General features: G+C 60.0%; 21 protein-coding genes and 2 tRNA genes. 21 read left to right on the top strand and 2 right to left on the bottom strand.

What is annotated here, in order from left to right:
* The first annotated feature begins 2 nt into the window (after positions 1-2).
* From AB5405_RS03685 to AB5405_RS03645, 9 genes are all read left to right on the top strand, one after another.
* Positions 3-593 (top strand): ECF transporter S component, encoded by a 591-nt coding sequence (locus AB5405_RS03685; protein ID WP_346978593.1) that lies wholly within the window; start codon positions 3-5, stop codon positions 591-593.
* Entirely contained in the window at positions 590-2,494 is a 1,905-nt protein-coding gene (locus AB5405_RS03680; RefSeq protein WP_368137633.1) for an energy-coupling factor transporter ATPase, read from the top strand. Before AB5405_RS03685 ends, AB5405_RS03680 begins: the two co-directional genes overlap by 4 nt.
* On the top strand, positions 2,494-3,294 hold the full coding sequence (locus AB5405_RS03675; RefSeq protein ID WP_368137632.1) for an energy-coupling factor transporter transmembrane component T family protein: 801 nt from the start codon (positions 2,494-2,496) through the stop codon (positions 3,292-3,294). The genes AB5405_RS03680 and AB5405_RS03675 overlap by 1 nt, the downstream gene beginning before the upstream one ends.
* Positions 3,295-3,324: 30 nt before the next feature.
* Positions 3,325-3,771, top strand: coding sequence for a pyridoxamine 5'-phosphate oxidase family protein (locus AB5405_RS03670; protein ID WP_117648255.1), 447 nt, complete (start codon positions 3,325-3,327; stop codon positions 3,769-3,771).
* Between the two features lie 43 nt (positions 3,772-3,814).
* Entirely contained in the window at positions 3,815-4,225 is a 411-nt protein-coding gene (locus tag AB5405_RS03665; protein WP_368137631.1) for a pyridoxamine 5'-phosphate oxidase family protein, read from the top strand.
* A 257-nt stretch (positions 4,226-4,482) separates the two neighbouring features.
* Entirely contained in the window at positions 4,483-5,553 is a 1,071-nt protein-coding gene (gene argC / locus AB5405_RS03660; RefSeq protein ID WP_368137630.1) for an N-acetyl-gamma-glutamyl-phosphate reductase, read from the top strand.
* 125 nt (positions 5,554-5,678) lie between these two features.
* Positions 5,679-6,956: a bifunctional glutamate N-acetyltransferase/amino-acid acetyltransferase ArgJ gene (gene argJ / locus AB5405_RS03655; protein ID WP_368137629.1), complete on the top strand. Its 1,278-nt coding sequence runs from the start codon at positions 5,679-5,681 to the stop codon at positions 6,954-6,956.
* 81 nt (positions 6,957-7,037) lie between these two features.
* Positions 7,038-8,018, top strand: a complete 981-nt coding sequence (argB, locus tag AB5405_RS03650) for an acetylglutamate kinase (RefSeq protein ID WP_195920141.1) — start codon at positions 7,038-7,040, stop codon at positions 8,016-8,018.
* Between the two features lie 69 nt (positions 8,019-8,087).
* Positions 8,088-9,371: an aminotransferase class III-fold pyridoxal phosphate-dependent enzyme gene (locus AB5405_RS03645; protein ID WP_368137628.1), complete on the top strand. Its 1,284-nt coding sequence runs from the start codon at positions 8,088-8,090 to the stop codon at positions 9,369-9,371.
* Positions 9,372-9,984: 613 nt separating this feature from the next.
* Here the strand turns inward: AB5405_RS03645 and AB5405_RS03640 are convergent.
* Together AB5405_RS03640 and asnB are read right to left on the bottom strand one after the other, a co-directional pair.
* A tRNA-Val gene (locus AB5405_RS03640) sits at positions 9,985-10,060 on the bottom strand.
* Positions 10,061-10,117: 57 nt separating this feature from the next.
* Positions 10,118-11,986, bottom strand: a complete 1,869-nt coding sequence (gene asnB / locus AB5405_RS03635) for an asparagine synthase (glutamine-hydrolyzing) (RefSeq protein ID WP_118081041.1) — start codon at positions 11,984-11,986, stop codon at positions 10,118-10,120.
* 432 nt (positions 11,987-12,418) lie between these two features.
* Here asnB and AB5405_RS03630 point away from each other — a divergent pair, with 432 nt between their 5' ends.
* The 12 genes from AB5405_RS03630 (at position 12,419) to lysS (ending at position 22,308) form a co-directional block, all read left to right on the top strand.
* Complete coding sequence (locus AB5405_RS03630) at positions 12,419-13,903, top strand: Mur ligase family protein (protein WP_346978583.1); 1,485 nt, start codon at positions 12,419-12,421, stop codon at positions 13,901-13,903.
* Between the two features lie 30 nt (positions 13,904-13,933).
* On the top strand, positions 13,934-14,845 hold the full coding sequence (locus tag AB5405_RS03625; RefSeq protein WP_368137627.1) for an HAD family hydrolase: 912 nt from the start codon (positions 13,934-13,936) through the stop codon (positions 14,843-14,845).
* A 51-nt stretch (positions 14,846-14,896) separates the two neighbouring features.
* On the top strand, positions 14,897-15,781 hold the full coding sequence (gene murI / locus AB5405_RS03620) for a glutamate racemase (protein ID WP_368137626.1): 885 nt from the start codon (positions 14,897-14,899) through the stop codon (positions 15,779-15,781).
* 54 nt (positions 15,782-15,835) lie between these two features.
* Entirely contained in the window at positions 15,836-16,561 is a 726-nt protein-coding gene (gene rph / locus AB5405_RS03615) for a ribonuclease PH (RefSeq protein WP_368137625.1), read from the top strand.
* Positions 16,562-16,702: 141 nt separating this feature from the next.
* The gene (gene rdgB, locus AB5405_RS03610) at positions 16,703-17,344 is read left to right on the top strand and encodes an RdgB/HAM1 family non-canonical purine NTP pyrophosphatase (protein WP_022094898.1); all 642 of its coding nucleotides are present in this window, start codon (positions 16,703-16,705) and stop codon (positions 17,342-17,344) included.
* 3 nt (positions 17,345-17,347) lie between these two features.
* Positions 17,348-17,794, top strand: a complete 447-nt coding sequence (gene dtd / locus AB5405_RS03605; RefSeq protein WP_148331907.1) for a D-aminoacyl-tRNA deacylase — start codon at positions 17,348-17,350, stop codon at positions 17,792-17,794.
* Positions 17,795-17,977: 183 nt separating this feature from the next.
* Entirely contained in the window at positions 17,978-18,274 is a 297-nt protein-coding gene (locus tag AB5405_RS03600; protein WP_006234957.1) for a Veg family protein, read from the top strand.
* A gap of 2 nt (positions 18,275-18,276) precedes the next feature.
* The gene (gene ispE / locus AB5405_RS03595) at positions 18,277-19,173 is read left to right on the top strand and encodes a 4-(cytidine 5'-diphospho)-2-C-methyl-D-erythritol kinase (RefSeq protein ID WP_368137624.1); all 897 of its coding nucleotides are present in this window, start codon (positions 18,277-18,279) and stop codon (positions 19,171-19,173) included.
* Between the two features lie 49 nt (positions 19,174-19,222).
* Positions 19,223-19,299: transfer RNA gene (locus tag AB5405_RS03590), tRNA-Pro, on the top strand.
* 112 nt (positions 19,300-19,411) lie between these two features.
* Positions 19,412-19,687: a twin-arginine translocase TatA/TatE family subunit gene (gene tatA, locus AB5405_RS03585; protein ID WP_195624928.1), complete on the top strand. Its 276-nt coding sequence runs from the start codon at positions 19,412-19,414 to the stop codon at positions 19,685-19,687.
* A 106-nt stretch (positions 19,688-19,793) separates the two neighbouring features.
* Positions 19,794-20,264 (top strand): transcription elongation factor GreA, encoded by a 471-nt coding sequence (gene greA, locus AB5405_RS03580; RefSeq protein ID WP_006234960.1) that lies wholly within the window; start codon positions 19,794-19,796, stop codon positions 20,262-20,264.
* 79 nt (positions 20,265-20,343) lie between these two features.
* Positions 20,344-22,308 (top strand): lysine--tRNA ligase, encoded by a 1,965-nt coding sequence (gene lysS / locus AB5405_RS03575; RefSeq protein ID WP_346978581.1) that lies wholly within the window; start codon positions 20,344-20,346, stop codon positions 22,306-22,308.
* Positions 22,309-22,594 lie beyond the last annotated feature (286 nt).

The raw sequence follows: 22,594 nt of genomic DNA, 5'->3' as shown, positions 1-22,594 counted from the left end.
TTATGTCTGAACAGTCGCAGCATATCCATTTTGAGAACACGAATAGGTGGAGCACCAAACAGCTCGTTACCATGGCGTTGATGTGCGCCTTGGGCGCCCTGTTTATGTATGTGCAGCTGCCCATTCTTCCTTCGGCGCCGTTTTTGACGTATGACCCGTCGCTGGTGCCGGCGATGGTGTGCGGGTTTGCGTATGGCCCCGGTTCCGGTACCGCTGTTGCAGCCATGGCGATCGTTATCCATGCGCTCACCACGGGTGACTGGGTCGGCGCGCTTATGAACCTGGTTGCCACGCTGGGCTACATTCTGCCCGCGGCTATCGTCTACCAGAAGATGCATACCTATAAGGGTGCCGTGATTGGCCTGGTGCTCGGCGTTATTGCTGCTACGGCGTTGTCTATGGTCGCAAACCTTACCATTGGCGTATGGTTCTGGTATGGCTCGGTCGATGTGATCGCCCCGCTCATGATTCCTGCCGTGCTGCCGTTCAACCTTATCAAGACCGTGCTTAACTCGGTGTTGACGCTTGCAGTGTACAAAGCGGTCTCCAACCTCATCACGCCTAAAAAGGACCAGGTCAAAGGCCGCGCATGATTGAGTGTCGGGGCGTTTCCTTTAGCTATGACGGTGCCGCACCGGCACTCGACGGCGTCGATCTGAACATCGAGGATGGCGAGTTTTTCTGCATCCTCGGTGGCAATGGGTCGGGCAAGTCGACGTTTGCCAAGCATCTGAATGCACTGTTGCAGCCCGATGCGGGCACGATACGCGTCAACGGCATGGATGCGTCCGACCCCGAGCTGGTCTACGACATTCGTTCGACCGCGGGCATGGTATTCCAGAATCCCGATGATCAGCTGGTAGCAACGCTTGTCGAAGATGACGTTGCGTTTGGTCCTGAAAACCTTGGCGTGCCATCGGCGCAAATTGCGCAGCGCGTACGCGAGGCACTGAAGGGCGTGGGCCTGGTGGGCTTTGAGCGCCACGAGACCCACGCGCTTTCGGGCGGCCAAAAGCAGCGCGTGGCGCTTGCCGGCGTGCTCGCCATGGAACCGCGCGTGCTCATATTGGACGAGGCTTCCTCGATGCTCGATCCGCGTGGACGCAAGGGCCTCATGAAGGCTTGCCGTGCGTTGCATGATCGCGGCATGACCATCGTGATGATTACGCACTTTATGGAAGAGGCCGCCGAGGCCGATCGCGTTGCTGTCTTCCAAGCGGGCCGCGTTGCCATGATCGGTACGCCCGAGGAAATCTTGACGCGGGCGGACGAACTTGCGCAGCTCAACCTGGATATGCCGGCGTCGTGCTGCCTAGGTAGGGCACTTCGTGAGAAGGGCGTGCCCGTTTGCGCGCAGGTGCGCGAGGCAGATATGGTCGCCGAGATTGCGCGGGTTTACGCCGAGCGGGGCGGGGCGGACGTCGCAGTGCAGCCTTCTGCATCCGATTCTCGTATGCTCGACAATGCATCCTTCGCGACTAACGAGGCGGCCGCATCGGAGCCCGTTATCGAGATTTCGCACCTCTCGCATAGTTACTCGCTGAGCGCCCGCGAGCGCCGTCGATGGCGCAAGCGCTCGACCACTGCGGACGCATCGAGCAAACAGGCTCTTTGGGGCAACGATCCAAACAGCCCCTGGGCGCTACGTGATGTTTCGCTGACGGTGCGCCGCGGCGAGTTTCTGGGATTGGCGGGTCATACCGGCTCGGGTAAATCGACGCTGGTTCAGCATCTCAACGGGTTGATTCGTCCGCAGGAGGGAAGCGTTTGCGCGCTGGGGCTCGACCTATCAAGCAAGAAAGACGCCGCCGCGGTTAAGGCCAAGGTCGGCGTGGTGTTTCAGTATCCCGAGCGCCAGCTATTTGCCGAGACCGTGGCGCAGGACGTGGCGTTTGGCCCGCGCAACCTTGGCCTGCCAGAAGACGAGGTTGCACGCCGTGTCGCATCATCGCTTGCGCGCGTGGGCCTCGACCTTGCCGCGATAGGCGACAAGAACCCCTTTGAGCTTTCGGGCGGCCAGCAGCGCCGCGTGGCGTTTGCCGGCGTGCTCGCCATGGAGCCCGAGGTGCTGGTGCTCGACGAGCCCATGGCGGGGCTCGATCCGGCTGCGCGCGGGGATTTCCTGGGGCTCATCGATCGACTCCATCGCGAGGGCCTGACTGTTGTCATGGTTTCGCATAGCATGGATGACCTGGCAAATTGCTGTGACCGTATCGTTGTGATGAACGAGGGCGCCGTGTTTGCCGAGGGAACGCCCGCACAGGTTTTTGCGCACGCGAACGAGCTCAAGTCAATCGGCCTGGGCGCCCCTGCCGCTCAGCGCATGGCATTATCGCTCGTGCAAGCCGGTGTGCCGCTCCGCTGCGACAAACTTTATACGGTTGAGGCACTGGCCGACGAGCTGGCCGGCTTGCTGCTGGGCTGCGCGGAAGGGCCTTTGAGGGCTCCGTGTCAGGCCGGTTCCAAGATAGCCGCGCGAGAGGAGGGCTGCTGATGGAGGCGTTCTCATTTGGCAGCTACTATCCCGGGGATAGCGCGGTGCATCGCCTGGATCCGCGTACTAAGTTGCTCCTAGGTTTCGCCTTTCTGGTCACCGTGCTCACCGTCGGAAGCTTTTGCGGGCTGGTTCCGGTCGCAATGTTTGTGGTCCTGGTCTATGTCGTGGCCCGGGTGCCGTTGCGTCGGGTCCTATCATCGATGGCACCACTGCTGGCGATTGTCGTGGTAGTCGCGGTGCTCAACTTGTTTTCCGATCAGAGCGGCCGCATTTTGTGGCAGCTTGGCTTTTTGCAGGTGAGCGAGGGCTCGCTGCGTTCTGCGGCGTTTGTGGCGTGCCGCCTGACGTTGATGATGGCCGGCATGAGCGCCATTACACTCACCACGCCGACGCTCGACCTCACCGCGGGCTTTGAACGTCTACTCGCACCATTTGCGCGCGTGGGGCTTCCGGCGCACGAGCTCGGCATGATTATGGGTATCGCGCTGCGGTTTATGCCGCAATTTGCCACCGAGATGAAACAGACGGCCGATGCACAGGCAAGCCGCGGCGCGCGCGTGACGGGCGGTCCGCTCGGCGGTGTGCGCATGCTCGGCAGTGTGGCGATTCCGCTGTTCACCGGTGTGTTCCGTCATGCCGAGACGCTTTCGGCCGCCATGGATGCGCGTTGCTATCACGGCGAACAGGGACGCACGCGTCTGCATGCACTTACGTTTGGCCGCGGCGATGCGTTGGCGGCGGTGGTGACGGCGTTGCTGCTCATCTGCGTCATCGTCATCAACCTTCAACTTGTTTAGGCGCGATTCGAGCGCAAGAAAGGGGTCCCTATGACCGACAACGACCGCACGGCTCAGCTTGAGCGCGCCTGTTCGTATCTCAGGCGCATTCCGGCGTGGTATCTGGCCACAACCGATGTAGCCGACGGGCATCAGCCTCGCGTGAGGCCGTTTTCGTTTGCTATGGTCGATGACGGTAAACTGTGGTTTTGTACGTCGCGCGACAAAGATGTGTGGGCGGAGCTGAGCGCGAATCCCAAGTTTGAGCTCTCGGGCTGGAAGCCGGGGGAATGTTGGATCGTATTGACCGGCGAAGCCGCACTTGAGGACGACGCAGTTGCGAGCGACAAGGTGCGTCAAGCGGGTTTTAAGCACATGGTGGGCATTGGCGAGGAACACGAGAGTGCCAACGACGGCCGCCTTGCTTTCTTTTCGGTCCGCAACATTGCCGCGCGCTTCTGTGATATCGACGGCAGCGAGGAGCGCCTGGAGCTCTAGCTCGCACAACCAGGCTCACAAACTAGCTGGTACAGGAGGACACATGGACGGATTGAATATGGTGTTGGAGTATCTGACGTCGGTGCCGGCATGGTATTTGGCGACGAGCGTTGACGGACAGCCTCATGTGCGTCCGTTTTCGTTTGCGCAGATCCAGGATGGCAAGCTGTGGTTTGTAACAGCGCGCACCAAAGATGTGTGGCAAGAGCTGCTGCAAAACCAGCGCTTTGAGGCCACGAGTTGGTGGCCGGGCCATGGCTGGCTCATCTTGCGCGGGCGTGCGGGGCTGGAAGACCGGGCTTCGAGCGAAATGCGCGAGGCCGGATGGAAACATCTTGAGCGCTTGAGCGAGCACTATGAGGGGCCTAACGACCCTACGCTCGTCTTCTTTAGCGTCGAGGATCCCGAGGCTTTTATCTGCAATCACGACGAATGGGTGCCGGTCGAGCTCTAGCCAGCTGGCTCATCCTAACAACTTGGTTTTCGCATGGGCGGGCCCCGTATTGTCCGGCGCCGTTAGGAGCGCCGGGCAATACGGGGCCCGCTCCATTTGTCAATTCCTTCAAGCGAATGTGTCGGGAATGTTTCAATGCATGAATATACAAGCCATTTACGTGTTCATGCATCTTTTGGTGCTAAAGTTTCAACTCACCTCATAACGACCGCTGAGAAATGCGCATCGGTGCATAAATCGCAGACAAGGAGTCTGATATGTCTTTGAAGGTTGGAATCGTCGGCGCGGCTGGATATGCCGGAGCCGAGCTCATTCGCCTCGTGCTCGGCCATCCCGAGTTTGAACTTGTTGCCATTACGTCCAACGCCGATGCCGGCCAGCCGCTGTCCGCGGTGTATCCGAGCTTTGCTGGCGTGAGCGATCTGGTTTTCACCACGCATGACGCCCCCGAGCTTAAATCCTGCGACGCCGTCTTCTTGGCCGTGCCGCACACGGCTGCCATGGCACAGGTGCCCGCACTGCTTGCATCTGGCGTCTCCTGCTTTGATCTTTCGGCCGATTACCGTCTGAGCGACGCGTCTGTCTTTGAGGCATGGTATGCCGCCGAGCACACGAGCCCCGAGTTGCTCAAGACCCGCGCTTTCGGCCTGCCCGAGCTGTTCTGCCAGGACTTAGAGACCGCCGCATCCGATTATGCTGACGGCAAGTCCGTGCTGGTCGCCTGCGCCGGCTGCTATCCCACCGCAACGAGCCTTGCTGCCGCTCCCGCCGTGCGCGCTGGCTGGGTTGCCCAGAGCGGCCCCGTGATCGTTGATGCCATCAGCGGTGTGACGGGTGCCGGCAAGTCCTGCAACGCTCGTACGCATTTTTGCAGCGCGGACGAAAACCTGGAGGCCTACGGCGTAGGCAAGCATCGTCATACGCCCGAGATTGAGCAAATCCTTGGCCTGACCGATCGTGTCGTCTTTACCCCGCATCTGGCACCGCTCAAGCGCGGCCTGCTCTCCACGGTGACGATGCCGCTTACGCCGCAGGCTATCGATACCTTGACCCTTGAGGACGTTGTCGACTATTACAAGCAGTTCTACGCTGGTCGCACCTTCGTGCGCGTACTCGATGCCGGCCAGCAGCCCAAGACGGCTTCGGTCGTCGGCACCAACGCCGCCCAGATTGGCCTCGCGCTCAACAAGCGCGCGGGCGTGCTGGTGGCGACGGGCGCCATCGACAATCTGTGCAAGGGCGCTGCGGGCCAAGCAGTCCAGTGCGCCAATATCGTCTTTGGCTTTGACGAGCGACGAGGCTTGCCCACAGTGGCGTGCCCGGTGTAGCACATTCGATTGTTAACGATTTGGTAGTCGGGCATCGAGTGGGGCGCCACTCCTAAGCTGGTCTCATGATCAGGACTGGCATGGCGCACCAACCGATGTCCGTTTTTTGTTTGACATAAGGAGTCATGAAGACGATGAATACCGAGCTGTTTGATATCAAGATTCGCGCTGTCGAGGGTGGCGTTACGGCTGCGGCTGGTTTTAAGGCTGCAGGCATCCACGCTGGGTTCCGCAAGAACCCCGAGCGTCTGGATTACGCGCTCGTCGTGCCCGATAAACCCTGTCCCGGTGCCGGCGTGTTTACCACCAATCGCTTTTGCGCGGCGCCCGTGCAAGTGAGCCGTGCCAACCTGGGCGGTGCCGACAAGGGTTACGGTATCATCGCCGGCGTTTCGGTCAACTCTGGCAATGCCAACGCCGCCACGGGTGAGACCGGCCTTGCATGCGCGCGCGAGACGTGCAGCATCGCATCGCAGGTCATCGGCTGCGAGCCCCAGCAGATTCTGGTTGCCTCCACGGGCGTGATTGGCCAGATTCTGCCGATCGACACGTTTGAGACCGCCATTCCTGCTGCCTACGAGGCGCTCTCCGCTCACGGTGGCGCCGATGCCGCTCGCGCCATCATGACGACTGACACGCACTCCAAGGAGTACGCCGTGTCCTATGTCAGCGAGGCTGCGGGTCATGCGGGCAATGTCTATATGGTAGGCGGAATGTGCAAGGGCTCGGGCATGATCATGCCCAATATGGCCACCATGATCGCAGTTATCACCACCGATGCCCCCGTCGAGCCTGTGGCACTTCATGCCCTGCTGCTCTCGACCGTCAAGCAGACCTTTAACAAGGTAACGGTCGATTCCGACACCTCGACCAACGACACCTGCATCATGCTTGCCTCCGGCGCCGCTGCCGCAGATGCCGAGCCTATCGTCGAGGGCTCCGATGCCTTCGACGAGTTGGCATTTGCCGTGCACGAGGTGTGCGAGAGCCTGGCGCGCAATATCGCCGCCGATGGTGAGGGCGCATCCAAGCTTGTTACGGTCAACGTTACCGGCGCCGTGAACGACGAGGAGGCCGATATCGCCGCCCGTGCCGTTGCCAACTCGCCGCTCGTTAAGACCTGCATCGCCGGCCACGACTGCAACTGGGGCCGTGTTGCTATGGCGCTTGGCAAGTGCGGCGTGAAGTTTAATCAGGAAGACGTTTCCATCGACATGATGGGCATGCCTGTCTGTCGCGACGGTCTGACTGTTCCCTTTGATGAGGACGAGGCTCTACGACGTTTCGAGGCGCCCGAGATCGTGATCTCGGCCGACCTGGGCGCAGGCGACGCGGCAACGACCGTGTGGACCTGCGACCTCACGCATGAGTACATCTCCATCAACGGCGACTACCGTTCCTAGATTCCAGGCATGCTGCGCATCTTGCCGCGATTGCGGACGGCGGAGTACGGCGCGATAACGATACGAAAGACGAGGCAGATTATGAAATTCGCACGCGATTGTCGTTCGAGCGAATCCAACGAAGCAACCGCGCAGCTGCTGTTCGAAGCGCTGCCGTGGATTAAGAACCTGACCGGCAAGACGGTTGTTATCAAATATGGCGGAGCCGCCATGGTTGATGAGCAGCTGCGCCGCGACGTGATGAGCGACATCGTTTTGCTCAAGATCATCGGTATGCGCCCCGTCATCGTGCATGGCGGCGGCAAGGCTATCAACGAGGCGCTGAGCCATTACGATATTCCCGTCGAGTTTAAGAACGGCCAGCGCGTGACCACGCCGGCGACTATGGATATCGTGCGCGAGGTGCTGGGCGGCAAGGTCAACCAAGAGCTGGTTGCTGCCATCAACCACCACGGCAACCTGGCCGTGGGCGTGTCGGGCAGCGATGCCGGCACGCTCATCGCCGAGCCGCTCGACCCCGAGCTCGGTCGCGTGGGCAAAGTGACGCACGTCAACACCGACTATATCGAGCGCTTACTCGATAGCGAGTACATCCCCGTCATCGCTACCGTCGCGGCGGGGGAGGACGGCGGTTTCTTCAACATCAACGCCGACACCGCCGCCGGTGCCGTTGCCGCGGCGCTCCACGCGCATAAGGCGATCTTTTTGACCGATGTCGATGGTCTGTACAAGGACTTTAGCGACAAGGACTCGCTTATCTCCAACCTAACGCTCGACGAGGTTAACGAAATGCTCTACGGCGGCGAGGTCGATAAGGGCATGATTCCCAAGCTGCGCGCGGCCGTCGATGCGATTACCGGCGGCGTATTTCGTGCCCACATCATTAACGGTACTACGCCGCACTCGCTGCTGCTGGAGCTGCTGACCGATGCCGGCGTCGGCACCGTGATTCATTCCACCGAGACGGCTTACGAGTTCGATACGCATCCGCATCCGCTTTCGACGTTTGCTGCGCGTCTGACCGAGAACCTTGACGAGGTCGAGAAGCTTCAGACGGTCTAGCTGACCCGCAGCCGCCCCATTCCTGCACCCATAGCCCCGCGCCGTCTGGCGCCCAACGAAAGGCATCCCATGTCACTTGCAGCTCAGCAATCGCTTGAATCCCATTACGTTATGCATACCTTTGGCCGCTCTCCGGTCGAGTTTGTCGAGGGTCACGGCATGAAGCTCACCGGCGACGATGGCCGTGAGTACCTCGACTTTCTTGCCGGCATCGGCGTGTGCAGCCTAGGTCATGGCAACCCGGCTGTGCTCTCGGCGCTCGAGGCACAGACCAAAAAGCTCATGCATGTCTCCAATTACTTTTACATCGAGCAGCGCGGACAGGTCGCGGCGCTGCTGTCCAAGCTTGCTAACGACGACGTAGATGGTGCGCGCGTGCTTGCCGATGCCATTGTCGCCGGCGATGAGACCACGGCAGCTGCTCTTGGTGCCCCGGCTGCGGATGAGCAGGTTTGGGAGACCTTCTTTGCCAACTCTGGCGCCGAGGCCAACGAGGGCTCGATGAAGCTCGCGCGCCTGTACGCCAAGCGTGCCGGTAATGGCGGCAACACCATCGTGTGCATGCGCGGCGGGTTCCACGGCCGTACGCTCGAGACCATTGCCGCCACCATGCAGGATTGGCTGCAGGACAGCTTCCGCCCACTGCCGGGTGGCTTTGTGGCCTGCACGCCCAACGATGTCGATGAACTGCGTGCGATCTTTAAGCAGCTGGGCAGTGAAATTTGCGCCGTGATGCTCGAGCCGATCCAAGGTGAGAGTGGCGTGCACCCCATGACCGAGGAGTTTATGGCTACGGCGCGCGACTTGGCGCACGAAGTGGGTGCCGTGCTTATCGCCGACGAGGTCCAGTGCGGCATCTTCCGCTCCGGCAAGCCGTTTGCATTCCAAACCTATGGCGTGGAGCCCGACATCATGAGCCTTGCCAAGGGCATTGCCGATGGCGTGCCCATGGGTGCCGTCATGGCAAAGAAGGAGATTGCCGACGTGTTTAAGCCGGGCGACCACGGCTCGACCTTTGGCGGTAGCTGCTTGGCCATCGCGGCGTGTGCCGCGACGCTCTCCGCGCTTGTGCGTGGCGATTATGCCGAGCATGCTGCCAAGGTGGGCGCCTATATGGAGGCAAAGCTCGCCAAGCTGCCGCACGTGACCGAGGTACGTGGCCGCGGCTTGATGCTCGGCTGTGATTTGGATGATGCCGCGGGCGACGCACATGATGTTGTTGCCCGCGCGCTGGCCGCCGGTGCCGTGATCAACGCTACAGGTGCCCATACGCTGCGTTTCTTGCCGCCGCTCGTCTGCGAGGAGGCCGACGTGGACAGCCTGATCGAGATCCTGTCGGGTGTCTTGGGCTAACGCAGCGCAATAACTCAATTTGGACCGGGTTCCGGACTGTGGGCGTGTCCTATGCGGCATGATTCAGCGGTCTGGAGCCCGTTTTGCCTTAGATTTGCTAAGGCAGGGAGACCTGCTGGTCAAAAAACATCAAATATGAGTACTGTTACCGATTTGGTAGCAGCAATTTTGGACTAATAAGGCCAGATAGCAAGTCGAAATGGCGATGAAAGCACGATTTTGAGCCAACTGTTAGTACTTATAATGGACATATGTTGCGTAACTTAAGCAAATACTGTCTATTTATATGTTGCAAACAAAGTAGCAGTACTCATTTTTGCCATTTTTTGACCACGGCCTTTGTGACAGACGTGCTGGCGGGTTCGAATCCCATGCGCTGGGCCTGAAAAAGGAAAGGCCTCCATCGCTGGAGGCCTAACAATTCAATGGTGGGCGATGAGGGATGTCCGCGTGCGGCTGGCGCCGCCCGCGTCCCGCTTCGTCGCTCCGCTCCTCGCGTGCTGCGCTGGAAAACGCTTCGCGTTTCCTCAGCTCCGCACCCTGTCGGGTTCGAATCCCTCTGCGATGGGCCCAAAAAAGAAAGGCCCCCATAGCTGGGAGCCTAACAAATCAGTGGTGGGCGATGAGGGATTCGAACCCCCAGCCTTGTGCGTGTAAAGCACCTGCGCTAACCGTTGCGCCAATCGCCCGCAGAGATTGAGTATAGCGGAAACCCTGCGTGGTTCACCGCTAATTCATAACGAAAACTAAGCGGCGACTTTAGCGCCCTTGTCCTCGTCGATAAAGAAGCGCTTGTACCAAATGAGGAACGTCAGCGTGGTATAGATCTTGCGCTGGTTGAGCGCGCGACCCTTAAAGTGATCGTCGAGCAGTTTCATGAGCGCATCGGTGTCAAAGAAATCAGCAGCCCACGGCGCGGTGAAGTATTCCTTTACGTAGTCGTAATACTTTTGCTCGCGCAGCCAGAACTTGACCGGTACGGGGAAGCCCACCTTCTTGCGCGTTGCCCACTCGTCGGGCAGCGTGCGGTTGGCAGCGTGACGCAGAACGAGCTTGCAGCCTTCTTCGTTAACACGGTAGTTGGCGGGAATGTGCTCGGCAAACTCCATGACCTTCTTGTCCAGGAACGGAACGCGGAGCTCCAGAGAATGCGCCATGCACATCTTGTCGGCCTTGAGCAGAATGTCACCCGGCAGCCACATGTTCATATCCAGATACTGTTTCTTGGAAAGCTCGCAGCAGTCGGGAACCTGCTTGTAGTACTCGGCGCACATCTCGGCGGCGTTCTTGCCGGTGTTATAAGCGGGCTTGAGCACCTCGTCGACTTCGGAGGGATCGAACACCTTTGCCTGACCCACATACCAGCGCTCGGGAACCTCGGCGCATTTCGTCAGGAAGTTGTGTCCCTTAAAGTAGGGGAGATGCTGAACGAGTGAGCCCAGGGCGTGACGTACGCCGAGCGGCACGCGTTTCTTAAAGGTACGCATCTCGGGGGTGTCCTCGTACCACTCATAGCCGGCAAACAGCTCGTCGGCACCCTCGCCCGAAAGGACGACGGTGACCTCCTTGGAAGCCATCTGCGCCAGATAGTACAGCGGCACGCTGGACAGGTTCGATTGCGGCTCGTCCATGTGGTACTGGATATCGGGCAGTGCATCAAAGAACTCGTCGGCGGTAATCATCTTGCGCACGTTCTTGATGCCCAGCTTGTCGGAAAGCTCGGCGGCGTAGTTGGTCTCGTTGAAGTTCTTGTAATCGAAGCCGACAGAATACGTGGTGTCGGGCATGAGACAGGCGGCAATGTAGCTGGAGTCCACACCGCCAGAAAGGAACGAGCCCACCTTAACATCGGCGATTCGGTGCGCAGCGACGCTTTCGTGCACGACCTTGTCGCACTCGTCCACGTACTCCTCGAAGGTCTTGGAGTTGTCGTCGGTGAAGTCACAGCTCCAGTAACGCTTGATGTCCATGGTGTTGGTCGTCAGGTCATACGTAAAGCAATGCGCCGGGGCAAGCTTGAACACGCCCTTAAAGAAGGTCTCCTCCGTGGCGGGGAATTGCAGCGTCAGGTAGGGGCGCAGCGCGTCGTGGTTGACAGCCTTCTCAAACTTGGGATGGTCCAGGAAGCTCTTGATCTCGGAGCCAAACAGCAGCGAGCCATCGGATGCCTGGTAGTAATAGAACGGCTTGATACCAAAGATGTCACGAGCACCAAAGAGTTTGTTCTTGTTCTGGTCGTGAATCACGAACGCGTACATGCCGCGCAGACGGTTGACCAGGTCCTCGCCCCACTCCTCGTAACCGTGTACCAGGACTTCGGTATCAGCGTTGCAGTGGAAGGCGTAGCCGGCCGCCTCCAGCTCGGCGCGAAGCTCCTGGAAGTTGTAGATCTCTCCGTTGAAGACAATCGTGACCTTGCCGTCGTCGCTCGACATGGGCTGGGCTCCAGCTTCGGAAAGATCGAGAATCGAAAGACGACGGAAGCCAAGGGCAACGTTGTCGACGATATGCTGGCCGCCCATATCGGGACCACGGTGGATGATGCGATTCATCATGGCCGTGAGAACCAGCTCACTCTGTTCATCTGTACCGGTAAAACCGACAAAACCGCACATGCAAGATCCTTTCTGCTGACGGCTCAGGTGTACTGCCGCAAGGATTGTGGCAGCTGATGTCAAATAATCTTTACTATCATGCCAATCTTTTGTTTCGTGATAGGGCATAAGCGCCGAGCGAACCGAAAAAACCACGTCCCGATCTTCAGACGAAGCGGCGGGCCGTGGTTGCGAACGCTATGTTAAAGAACAGCACCCAGATTTCCTTGTTTTTACACGGGGTGAACACCGTTGCCATTTATTAGACCACGGCACAGTCCATGCAATTTTTTAGAAGGCTGTGATGCGCGTAAGGTCAGGTGGCATATTAGGATGGTTGATAATACAGAATGTTTCATCGTTTCTGCCGCGGGACGTCTTCTGCCCTTTAAGGCTGAATTTAGCGAGAGAGGTCTTTGTATGTCGAGTCCGACACAAGAGAAGCTAACTCTGATGCGCTATATAGAGTTGCTCGAGGAAGATGACCTTGTTGTTTCCAGACCGAGCGCTTCGTGCGACCAGCGCATTGAGTTTGCGACTGATGACTCGCGCCAGGTGCGTCCGGGCACGTTGTTTGTCTGCAAGGGCCGTGCGTTTAAGCGCGAGTACCTGCTTTCGGCAATCGCCGATGGCGCCGTGGCCTACGTTTCCGAGGTCGATTACGATGTTGATCTTCCCGCGGTGATTGTGAGCGATATTCGTCGCACGCTCGCCGTGGTGGCAGATGCCTTTTATGGGCACCCGTCGGGTAAGGTGAAGGTCTGCGCCTTTACAGGCACCAAGGGCAAGTCGACCTGCAGCTTTTATCTGCGCGGCATCCTCGCCAACGAGGCCAAGCTTACGGGCTGTCATCGACCCGCTCTTAATACGGGCATTGAGTTCGACGACGGCATCGAGACGGGCCCTTCCAAGCTGACGACCCCCGAATCCTTCCTGCTGCAGTCTCGCATCGCGCATGCTGCGGAGGCGGGTGCCCCGTGGCTGGTTATGGAGGCATCGAGTCAGGGCCTCAAATACGAGCGTACGGGCAAGATTGACTTTGAAGTCGGCGCCTTTACCAATATCGGCGAGGATCACATTTCGCCGATTGAGCATCCGACGCTCGAGGATTACTTTGCCAGCAAGCTCAAAATCTTCTTGCAGAGCCGTTTTGCCGTGGTCAATCTCGATATGGATAAGGTCGATCGCGTGCTCGAGGCGGCATCTCGTTGCGAACGTACGGTGACGTTCTCCCTGACCGACGAGCGTGCCGACGTGCTTGCGCTGGCGATTCGCAATGGCGACTGCGGCGTGGTGGCAACGGTGCGCACGCCCCGTTTTACGCGTGACATTGTGATTCCCACGCCGGTTAAGTTCAATGTGTCCAACGCGCTTGCCGCTATTGCCTGCGCCGAGGCCCTGGGCATTTCCGAAGAGGGTATCGTCCATGGCTTTGAGGGCGTCTTCGTTCCCGGTCGTATGGAGCTCTATCCGTCCGTATCGGGCAAAATCCTGGGCATCGTCGATTTTGCACATAACGGCATGAGCCTCGAGACACTCCTGCGCGACTTGCGCGAGAACTATCCCGAGCGCGAGCTGGCGGTTGTATTTGGCGCTACGGGCGGTAAGGGTGTCGATCGACGCACCACGATGGGCATCGCCGCTGGCAAGTATGCCGACCGAATCGTGATTACCGAGGATGACCCCGGCCCCGAGGATGTCGAGGACATCTGCGCCGAGATCGCGCGCAACGTTCAAGCGCAGGGAAATGATAACTGGCAAATCGTGACTGATCGCGTTGCCGCTATCGAGACTGCCGTGCGCGAAACTGTCCGTCCTGCCGTGGTCATCGTGACCGGTAAGGGCGAGGAAGAGTGTATGCTGCGCAAGAACGGACCCGAGCCTTGTGAGCGCGACGGTTCGATTCTCAAGCGCACCCTTGCGGCGTACGACGCCTAGACCAGCCCCTTCTATGTAAACGGAGTGACCATGTCCCACAACATCCTGCCGACCGTTGCCGAGCTTTCGGGCGAGATGCGCGAGCGCCTTGCCAAGGTCAAGTATGTCTTTACCGATCTGGACGCCACGATGCTCGCCCCCGGCTCGTGCGTGCTGCGCGATAACGACGGCAATCCCTCGACCAAGCTCGTCGAGGCGGTTGTCGCGCTCGCCCGTGCCGGCATCCAGGTGGTTCCCACCTCGGGTCGCAATCGCACCATGATCCATGAGGACGCCCGCGTGCTCGGCCTCAACTCCTACATCGGCGAGATGGGCGGCCTGGTCATGTACGACCTCAAGGCCAACGACTGGGAGTACCTGACGGGCGACATGCCCTACGACCCCGCCTGCGGTCTCACGCCGCACCAGGTGATCGAGCAGACCGGCGTGTGCGAGAAGATCCTTGCCCGCTGGCCGCACAAGATCGAATACCACAACGACATGTCGACCGGCTACAAGTACCGTGAGGTCACCGTCGGCATGCGCGGCGATGTGCCCGACGATGAGGTCCAGGCCATCCTGGACGAGGCCGGCTGCGGTCTGGTCTGGGCTTGCAACGGCCATCTGACTCACCTGTCCAAGCCGACGACGCTCGAGCTTAATCGCGTCGAGGACGGCCGCGCCTTCAACATCAATCCGGCGGGTCTCAACAAAGGCGTTGCCATTGCGCGCTTTTGCGAGCACCTGGGGATCGAGCGCGAGGAGACGCTTGCGCTCGGCGACTCCGAGTCCGACTTCTACATGGCCGACCATGTTGGCATGTTCTGCCTGGTCGAGAATGGCCTGACGAGCGCCGGCGCGCCCGAGTTCCTGGCTGCTTGCGAGAACGCTTTCGTTACGCGCGGCAAAATTGTCGACGGTTGGGCGGCGACGGCAGAGCTGCTGGTCGCGGCGCGTTCGTAGCGCGGCGTCGCTGCACTTGGACATGTCTTTTCGAGAGAGACTGGTGAGGTAATGTCCGATATCGAGAATCCGGCAGGCGACACGCGCCCGATTGGCGTGTTCGATTCTGGTTTGGGCGGTCTGACGGTTGCGCGCGCGATTGCGACGGCGCTGCCGCACGAGTCCGTCTACTACTTTGGCGACACCAAGCGCTGCCCCTACGGCACGCGCACCGAGGATGAAGTGCGCTCGTTTGCGCTGCAGGCGGGTCGTTGGCTTTCGAAGCACGACGTCAAGATTATGGTCATCGCCTGCAACACGGCGACCGCTGCGGCCTTGCGTTTGGCCCAGCAGGTGCTCGACGTTCCCGTGATCGGCGTGATCGCGCCGGGTGCCCGTGCAGCAATCAACAGCACGCGTACGCGTCGCGTGGGCGTGCTCGCTACCAACCTCACCATTCGCTCGGGCGCCTACACGCGCGCCATTCAGGATCTAGATGCCGGCGTCGATGTATACGGCTGTCCTGCCTCGAGCTTTGTCGAGGTTGTCGAACACGAGCTCGCCTCGGGTGCACATCTGCAGGAACAGTGGCTTGAGAACGAGGACATCTTCGATACGCCTGCCGTGCGTGCGCTGGTGGGTGCCACGGTTGAGCCGCTGCGCGACCACGGTATCGACACCGTGGTGCTCGGCTGTACGCATTTCCCGCTGTTGGTGGGACCTATCCGCCATGCGCTGGGGCCTGGGGTGCGCGTCGTGAGTTCCGCCGAGGAGACCACACGCGAGCTGACCGATATCCTCACGCGCCGCGAGCAGCTGGCGGGCGACGACGCCGAGCCGCAGCATCGTTTTGCCACGACGGCCGATAACATTGCCGAGTTTGCGGTGGCGGGCAGCTTTATCTTTGGTCAGCCGCTCAAGAGCATCGAACATATCGATATCGATGAGCTGAAATAGATGTAAGGCAGCCGCCAAAGCCTTCGCCACATCTTTTGCCGAAAGGAAATTTCTATGGAGTACATGCAGGTCAACCGCGCCAACGGTCGCGCCGCCAACGAGTTGCGCCCCGTTAAGCTCACTCGTGGCGTCAAGAAGCACGCCCACGGCTCGTGTTTGGCCGAGTTCGGCGACACACGCGTGCTGTGCGCCGCCACTATCGAGGAGGGCGTGCCGGGCTGGCGAAAGGGAGCTAAGGCCGGCTGGGTGACCGCGGAATACGCCATGCTGCCGGCGTCGACCGGCAAGCGCTGCAAGCGCGAGCACGCCAACCGCAAGGGCCGCTCCATGGAGATCGAGCGCCTCATTGGCCGCAGCCTGCGTACCGTCGTCAACATGAAGGCGCTCGGCGAGTACACCGTCACCGTCGACTGCGATGTGATTCAGGCCGATGGCGGCACGCGTACAGCGAGCATCACCGGCGCCTGGGTGGCGCTGCGCGACGCCCTCGCCATGTGGGTCGAGGCGGGCAAGATCGAGCGCATCCCGCTTATCGGCCAGGTGGCTGCCATCTCCATGGGCGTTGTCGACGGCAACACCCTGCTCGACTTGGATTATTCCGAGGACAGCCACGCCGAGGTCGACATGAACCTCGTCGCCACCGATACCGGTGAGATGATCGAGCTCCAGGGCACCGGCGAGCAGGCGCCCTTCGACCGCAAACGCCTCAACGCCCTGCTTGACCTGGGTGACAAGGGTGTCGCCGAGCTCATCGAGCTTCAGCGCCAAGCCATCGCCTAACCTGCCAAAAAGGGACAGGTTTATTTTGGTAGGTTTTATCTGCTGAAATGCTGCGTTGAAAGGTCCGATCGCCTGAGAGGGGAGAGGTCAAGTGCCCAAACGCCCCTCACGCGGCTTGTTATAGAGACAAGGAGGCCAGTCATGGCACTTGAGAAGATTGACATCGACACCCTCGACCCGGCGGCGACCATCGTCGTGGCAACGGGCAACGCCCATAAGCTCACCGAGATCGAGGCCATTTTGGGCAAGGTCATGCCCGAGGTGCGCTTTGTGGCGCTCGGCCAGCTGGGCGATTTTGAGGATCCCGAGGAAAACGGCACGACGTTTTTGGAGAACGCCATCATCAAGGCCCAAGCCGCGGTTGAGGAGACGGGCCTTATGGCCATTGCCGACGATTCGGGCTTGGTCGTCGACGCGCTGGACGGTGAGCCCGGTGTGTATAGCGCGCGCTACGCGGGCGTGCACGGCGACGATGCCGCCAACAACGCCAAGCTTCTCGTTAACCTGGAAGGCGTGGCAGATGAGGACCGCACCGCGCGCTTTATGAGCGTCGTCGCGCTCATCGACACGGATGGTCTGGTTACCTATGGCGAGGGCGCCTGCGAGGGCGTTATCGCGCACGAGGGCCGCGGCGATCACGGCTTTGGCTACGACCCGCTGTTCCTGCCGGTCGACACGCCGGGCAAGACCATGGCCGAGCTGACGGCTGACGAGAAGAACGCCATCAGCCATCGTTTCCACGCGCTCGAGCATCTGTCCGCCAAGCTGACGGGCGAGGAGTAGACCGTGCGTGCGGTGGTGCAGCGCGTGCTCAACGCCGGCGTGACGGTCGACGGCGAGTGCGTGGGCCGCATTGGACGCGGCTACCTGGTGCTGCTGGGTGTGGGCCATGGCGATACGCGTGCCGAGGCCGACAAGCTGTGGGGCAAGCTCCGCGGGCTGCGTATCAACGAGGACGAGAACGGCAAGACCAACTTGGCGCTTGCCGATGTCGACGGCGAGGTGCTCGTGGTGTCGCAGTTCACGCTGTTCGCTGACTGCCGCCACGGTCGCCGTCCGTCGTTTACGGATGCCGGCGCACCCGATGTTGCCAACGAGCTCTACGAGTACTTCCTGACGCTTGTGCACGAGGACGTTGAGCATGTGGCGCACGGTATCTTTGGCGCCGACATGAAGGTCGACCTGGTCAACGACGGCCCATTCACCATCGTCTTGGACACCGACAACCTTTAGGTTACGCGGTTTTACCAAACCGCGTAACAACTGGTCATGCGAGGTTGTCGTCTGGTAAGTATTTGGGACGGGGCTTTTTTAGCTACTTGCGTATGGCCACAACAGGGTGCTATAGTATTAGAGTTTTGTCTATCTTAGGGGTATTATCCCCTTTTTGAATTGCACCTTCTGGAGGCCCTGTTCATGGAAGAGATGGAAGTCAATCACGTCGACGACATCCACGAGAAGCTGACCGATATGGTGGGCGATCGCGTCAAGGTGAAGGCCAACATGGGCCGCACCCGCGTTGTCGAGCGCATGGGCACCATCAAGAGCGTCCACCCCGCCGTCTTTATCGTCGAGGTTGACGAGCGTCGCGGCCGCAAGTCGCGTCAGTCCTACCAGTATATCGATGTCCTCACCGGTCAGGTCGAGCTGTTCGACCCCGAGAGCGGCGAGCATATCTTTACCCCGCTCGGCAATCAGCTCGAGGAGCATTAACGGTGACCGATCGGTCCCTGACTCTTTCCGCGCCGGCAAAGATTAACCTCTACCTGGGGGTTCATACCGAGCGCGATGACCGCGGCTATCACAGGGTCGATTCCCTGATGGCAGCCGTCGGTCTAGCCGATGCCGTGACGGTCACGCCGGCGCAGGCGTTGACCGTCCAGACGGTTCCGGCATCCGATTTTCCCATGCAAAAAAATACGGCCTATCGGGCGGCAATCGCTATGGCCGAGCGTTACGGTCGCGATGCCAACGTGTGCGTGACGATCGAAAAGCGTATCCCGCTGTGCGCCGGCCTGGGAGGCCCCTCGACGGATGCCGCTGCGGTCATCGTTGCCTTGGCCGAGCTGTGGGGTATCGACCGTGCCGACCCCGCGCTCGATGACATCGCTCGCGGTATCGGCGCCGACGTGCCGTTCTTTTTGCACACGAGTCCCGCACTCTACGTCGGCGGGGGAGATGTGCTGGCCACTGAGTATCCTGTGCTTCCGGCGACACCTGTCGTATTGGTCAAACCGCACGAGACGAGCGTTTCAACGGTTGAAGCGTATCGACGATTTGATGAGAGCCCGGTGCCCGCGGAAAAACCCGATGCGATTGCTTCTGTCTTACGCGCCGGCGATGCCGAGGCGGCATATGCGCTCGTTCATAACAATCTGGGCGTCATATCCGCGCAGATGGAGCCGCGGATCCAGGCGGTTCTCGACTGGCTGCGCGCACAGGAGGGAACCGTTGCCGTGGACGTGTGCGGTTCGGGTGCCTGCTCGTTTGCCATTTGTGATACCGTCGCTGCAGCAGCCCATCTTGCGGGAGCTGCCCAGCAAAATGGCTGGTGGGCCTGCACGACTGAGCTTATTCCCAACACGGTTCAAATCGACGCGCCAAAGAAATAAAAATTTCTCTAGCACGCGGCGAAAATCTTTGTTACTATAGTCGAGCTAACGGGTTGTGGCTCAGTTTGGTAGAGCACTGCGTTCGGGACGCAGGGGTCGCTGGTTCAAATCCAGTCAACCCGACCAGAGCATGAGGAGGGACCGCTTCTTGCGGTCCCTTTTTTTAGCTATTGTTGTGATACCGCGGCACCCGCGGTATACTCATTCGAGCTTGTCTCGCTGTATTGTGGAGGTCTACATGTTTGGACTGAGGGCTCCTGAGCTCATCATTATTCTCATCGTTGTCTTGATCATCTTCGGGCCTAAGAACCTGCCGAAGCTCGGCAAGTCTCTCGGCTCTACCGTCAAGAATATCCGCGAGGGTATGGAGGGCGACGATAAGGGCGAAACCAAGCAGGCCGAGGACGTTGTGGTCGAGGAGTCCAAGGAGGACAAGGAGATCGCAGAGCTCGAGGCCAAGCTCGCTGCTGCCAAGAAAAAGCAGGCAGAGGACAGCGACGCGGACGCAGAGTAGTCCCATCCCTTTGGGGTGAGCACCTGACCGGCTTGCCCGCAGGCTAGCCGGTCTTTTTCGTTTTGTTGACAGTTGATCGTTACATCATAGTTGGGGAGATATCCGTATGGACGCAAGCCAGATCGTACTGACCGCTGAGGGCCGCCAGAAGCTCGTCGAGGAGCTCGCTTGGCGTGAGGGCGATTACGCCAAGGAGATCGTCGAGGACATCAAGGAAGCCCGCGCGTTCGGCGACCTTTCGGAGAACTCCGAGTACGATGCCGCCAAGGACAAGCAGGCCCAGAATGCTGCTCGCATTGCCGAGATTCAGGCCATCCTCGCCAACGCTCAGGTTGCTGCCACCACGGGCGATCTGACCGTCTCCATCGGTTCCACCGTTTCTCTGATCGATCCCAACGGTGAGGTCATGGAAGTCACACTCGTCGGTACCACCGAGACCAACTCGCTCGAGCACAAGATCTCTAACGAGTCTCCGGTCGGCCACGCCATCATCGGTCACGGCGAGGGCGACTCCGTTGAGGTCGTTACGCCTTCTGGCAAGACCCGCGTCTACACCATCGCCAAGATCGCACGCTAGACCACGGTCCCGCGTAAAGGTATGTTTTCGCTCCCTGGGACCGAATCCTGGGGAGCGTTTTAGTTTGAGGAGCTAACTTATGGCAGAGAACCAGAACGTCGCCGATCAGGCCTCGACGCTCAACGACGAGCGCGCCACGCGTCTGGCAAAGCGCGCCGCCCTGTTCGAGGCGGGCCAGAACCCCTATCCCGAGCACTCCGAGATCGAGGACTATGTCGTTGACATTGAGGCCAAATATGCCGATCTTGCCGATGGCGAGGATACTGAGGACGTCGTGAAGATCGGCGGCCGCGTGGTCGCCAAGCGCGGTCAGGGCAAGATCATGTTTATCGTCGTGCGCGACGCTACCGCCGAGATTCAGCTGTTCTGCCGTATTAACGACATGGACGAGGCGGCCTGGAGCACGCTTAAGGCCCTCGACTTGGGCGATATCCTGGGCGTGACCGGCGTGGTCGTGCGCACCAAGCGTGGCCAGCTTTCCGTCGCCCCCAAGAGCGCGACGCTGCTCTCCAAGGCCGTTCGCCCGCTGCCCGAGAAGTTCCATGGCCTCTCCGACAAGGAGACCCGCTATCGTCAGCGCTATGTCGACCTGATTGCCAACGACGATGTTCGCGAGACCTTCCGCAAGCGCTCGCAGATTCTCTCCACCTTCCGCCGCTTTATGGAGTCCGACGGCTACATGGAGGTCGAGACCCCCATTCTGCAGACTATCCAGGGTGGCGCTACGGCTAAGCCGTTCATCACGCACTTCAACGCGCTCGATCAAGAGTGCTACCTGCGCATTGCTACCGAGCTGCACCTCAAGCGCTGCATCGTCGGTGGCTTTGAGCGTGTCTTCGAGATTGGCCGCATCTTCCGCAACGAGGGTATGGACCTCACCCACAACCCCGAGTTCACCACGATGGAGGCCTATCGTGCCTTCTCCGATCTCGAGGGCATGAAGGCACTCGCCCAGGGTGTCATCAAGGCTGCCAACAAGGCCATCGGCAACCCCGAGGTCATTGAGTACCAGGGTCAGACCATCGATCTTTCCGGTGAGTGGGCAAGCCGTCCCATGACCGACATCGTCTCGGACGTGCTCGGCAAGCAGGTCACCATCGACACGCCGGTCGAGGAGCTTGCCGCCGCCGCACGCGAGAAGGGCCTGGAGATTAAGCCCGAGTGGACTGCTGGCAAGATCATCGCCGAGATTTACGATGAGCTGGGCGAGGACACCATCGTCAACCCGACCTTCGTATGCGATTACCCCATCGAGGTCAGCCCGCTTGCCAAGCGTTTTGAGGACGATCCGCGCCTGACGCACCGCTTTGAGCTGGTCATCGCCGGCCACGAGTACGCCAACGCATTCTCCGAGCTCAACGACCCGGTCGACCAGGCCGAGCGCTTTGCTGCCCAGATGGCTGAGAAGGCCGGCGGCGACGACGAGGCTATGGAGTACGACGAGGACTACGTGCGCGCCCTCGAGTACGGTATGCCTCCCGCGGGCGGCATCGGCATCGGTATCGATCGCGTGGTCATGCTGCTCACCAACCAGGCTTCCATTCGCGACGTCCTGCTGTTCCCGCACATGAAGCCCGAGAAGGGTTTCCAGTCCGGTGCCGCCGCTGCCAAGGCTGCCGAGGCCGGCAACGCCGCAAGCCCGTTCGTTAAGCCGCTCAAGCCCACGCTCGATTACTCCAAGATCGCCGTTGAGCCGCTGTTCGAGGAATTCGTCGACTTTGATACCTTCTCCAAGAGCGATTTCCGCGCTGTGAAGGTCAAGGCATGCGAGGCCGTCAAGAAGTCCAAGAAGCTGCTGAACTTTACGCTCGACGACGGCACCGGCACCGACCGCACCATCCTCTCCGGCATCCATGGCTACTATGAGCCCGAGGACCTGGTCGGCAAGACCTTGCTCGCCATCACCAATCTGCCTCCGCGCAAGATGATGGGTATTCCCAGCTGCGGTATGCTGATCAGCGCCATCCACGAGGAGGAGGGCGAGGAGCGCCTCAACCTGATTCAGCTCGACGCTTCCATCCCCGCCGGCGCAAAGATGTACTAACTTGTTACGCGGTTCTACGAACCGCGTAACGGCTCGACGCTGCGCGGGCCGCATTTGGACAATCTGACGTTCAACTTCAAGGGCGCGACCAAAAGGTCAGCGCCCTTTCGTTTCACGTCACCTTGTCACAAATGCGACCCGCTCGCTGACTTATGCTCAACCTGCGGCGCCATTTTTCTTGAAGGCACCTTGCTCGCTCTGGCGGGTTTTCGCTCATATGACCCAATCCGCTGTCAAGAGCCACAATGGCCCCGCCGACCGCTTGCAATCGGTCGGCGGGGCCTGC

Source organism: Collinsella aerofaciens (assembly GCF_040920445.1).
In the GTDB taxonomy this organism is placed as follows: domain Bacteria; phylum Actinomycetota; class Coriobacteriia; order Coriobacteriales; family Coriobacteriaceae; genus Collinsella; species Collinsella aerofaciens_BH.
Note: the sequence above shows the minus strand (reverse complement) of the source record. Positions and strands in the feature narration are given on the sequence as shown.

Coding starts and splice junctions, on each gene's coding strand:
- AB5405_RS03685 (WP_346978593.1), top strand. CDS start 3: ATGTCTGAACAGTCGCAGCATATCCATTTTGAGAACACGAATAGGTGG.
- AB5405_RS03680 (WP_368137633.1), top strand. CDS start 590: ATGATTGAGTGTCGGGGCGTTTCCTTTAGCTATGACGGTGCCGCACCG.
- AB5405_RS03675 (WP_368137632.1), top strand. CDS start 2,494: ATGGAGGCGTTCTCATTTGGCAGCTACTATCCCGGGGATAGCGCGGTG.
- AB5405_RS03670 (WP_117648255.1), top strand. CDS start 3,325: ATGACCGACAACGACCGCACGGCTCAGCTTGAGCGCGCCTGTTCGTAT.
- AB5405_RS03665 (WP_368137631.1), top strand. CDS start 3,815: ATGGACGGATTGAATATGGTGTTGGAGTATCTGACGTCGGTGCCGGCA.
- argC (WP_368137630.1), top strand. CDS start 4,483: ATGTCTTTGAAGGTTGGAATCGTCGGCGCGGCTGGATATGCCGGAGCC.
- argJ (WP_368137629.1), top strand. CDS start 5,679: ATGAAGACGATGAATACCGAGCTGTTTGATATCAAGATTCGCGCTGTC.
- argB (WP_195920141.1), top strand. CDS start 7,038: ATGAAATTCGCACGCGATTGTCGTTCGAGCGAATCCAACGAAGCAACC.
- AB5405_RS03645 (WP_368137628.1), top strand. CDS start 8,088: ATGTCACTTGCAGCTCAGCAATCGCTTGAATCCCATTACGTTATGCAT.
- asnB (WP_118081041.1), bottom strand. CDS start 11,986: ATGTGCGGTTTTGTCGGTTTTACCGGTACAGATGAACAGAGTGAGCTG.
- AB5405_RS03630 (WP_346978583.1), top strand. CDS start 12,419: ATGCGCTATATAGAGTTGCTCGAGGAAGATGACCTTGTTGTTTCCAGA.
- AB5405_RS03625 (WP_368137627.1), top strand. CDS start 13,934: ATGTCCCACAACATCCTGCCGACCGTTGCCGAGCTTTCGGGCGAGATG.
- murI (WP_368137626.1), top strand. CDS start 14,897: ATGTCCGATATCGAGAATCCGGCAGGCGACACGCGCCCGATTGGCGTG.
- rph (WP_368137625.1), top strand. CDS start 15,836: ATGGAGTACATGCAGGTCAACCGCGCCAACGGTCGCGCCGCCAACGAG.
- rdgB (WP_022094898.1), top strand. CDS start 16,703: ATGGCACTTGAGAAGATTGACATCGACACCCTCGACCCGGCGGCGACC.
- AB5405_RS03600 (WP_006234957.1), top strand. CDS start 17,978: ATGGAAGAGATGGAAGTCAATCACGTCGACGACATCCACGAGAAGCTG.
- tatA (WP_195624928.1), top strand. CDS start 19,412: ATGTTTGGACTGAGGGCTCCTGAGCTCATCATTATTCTCATCGTTGTC.
- greA (WP_006234960.1), top strand. CDS start 19,794: ATGGACGCAAGCCAGATCGTACTGACCGCTGAGGGCCGCCAGAAGCTC.
- lysS (WP_346978581.1), top strand. CDS start 20,344: ATGGCAGAGAACCAGAACGTCGCCGATCAGGCCTCGACGCTCAACGAC.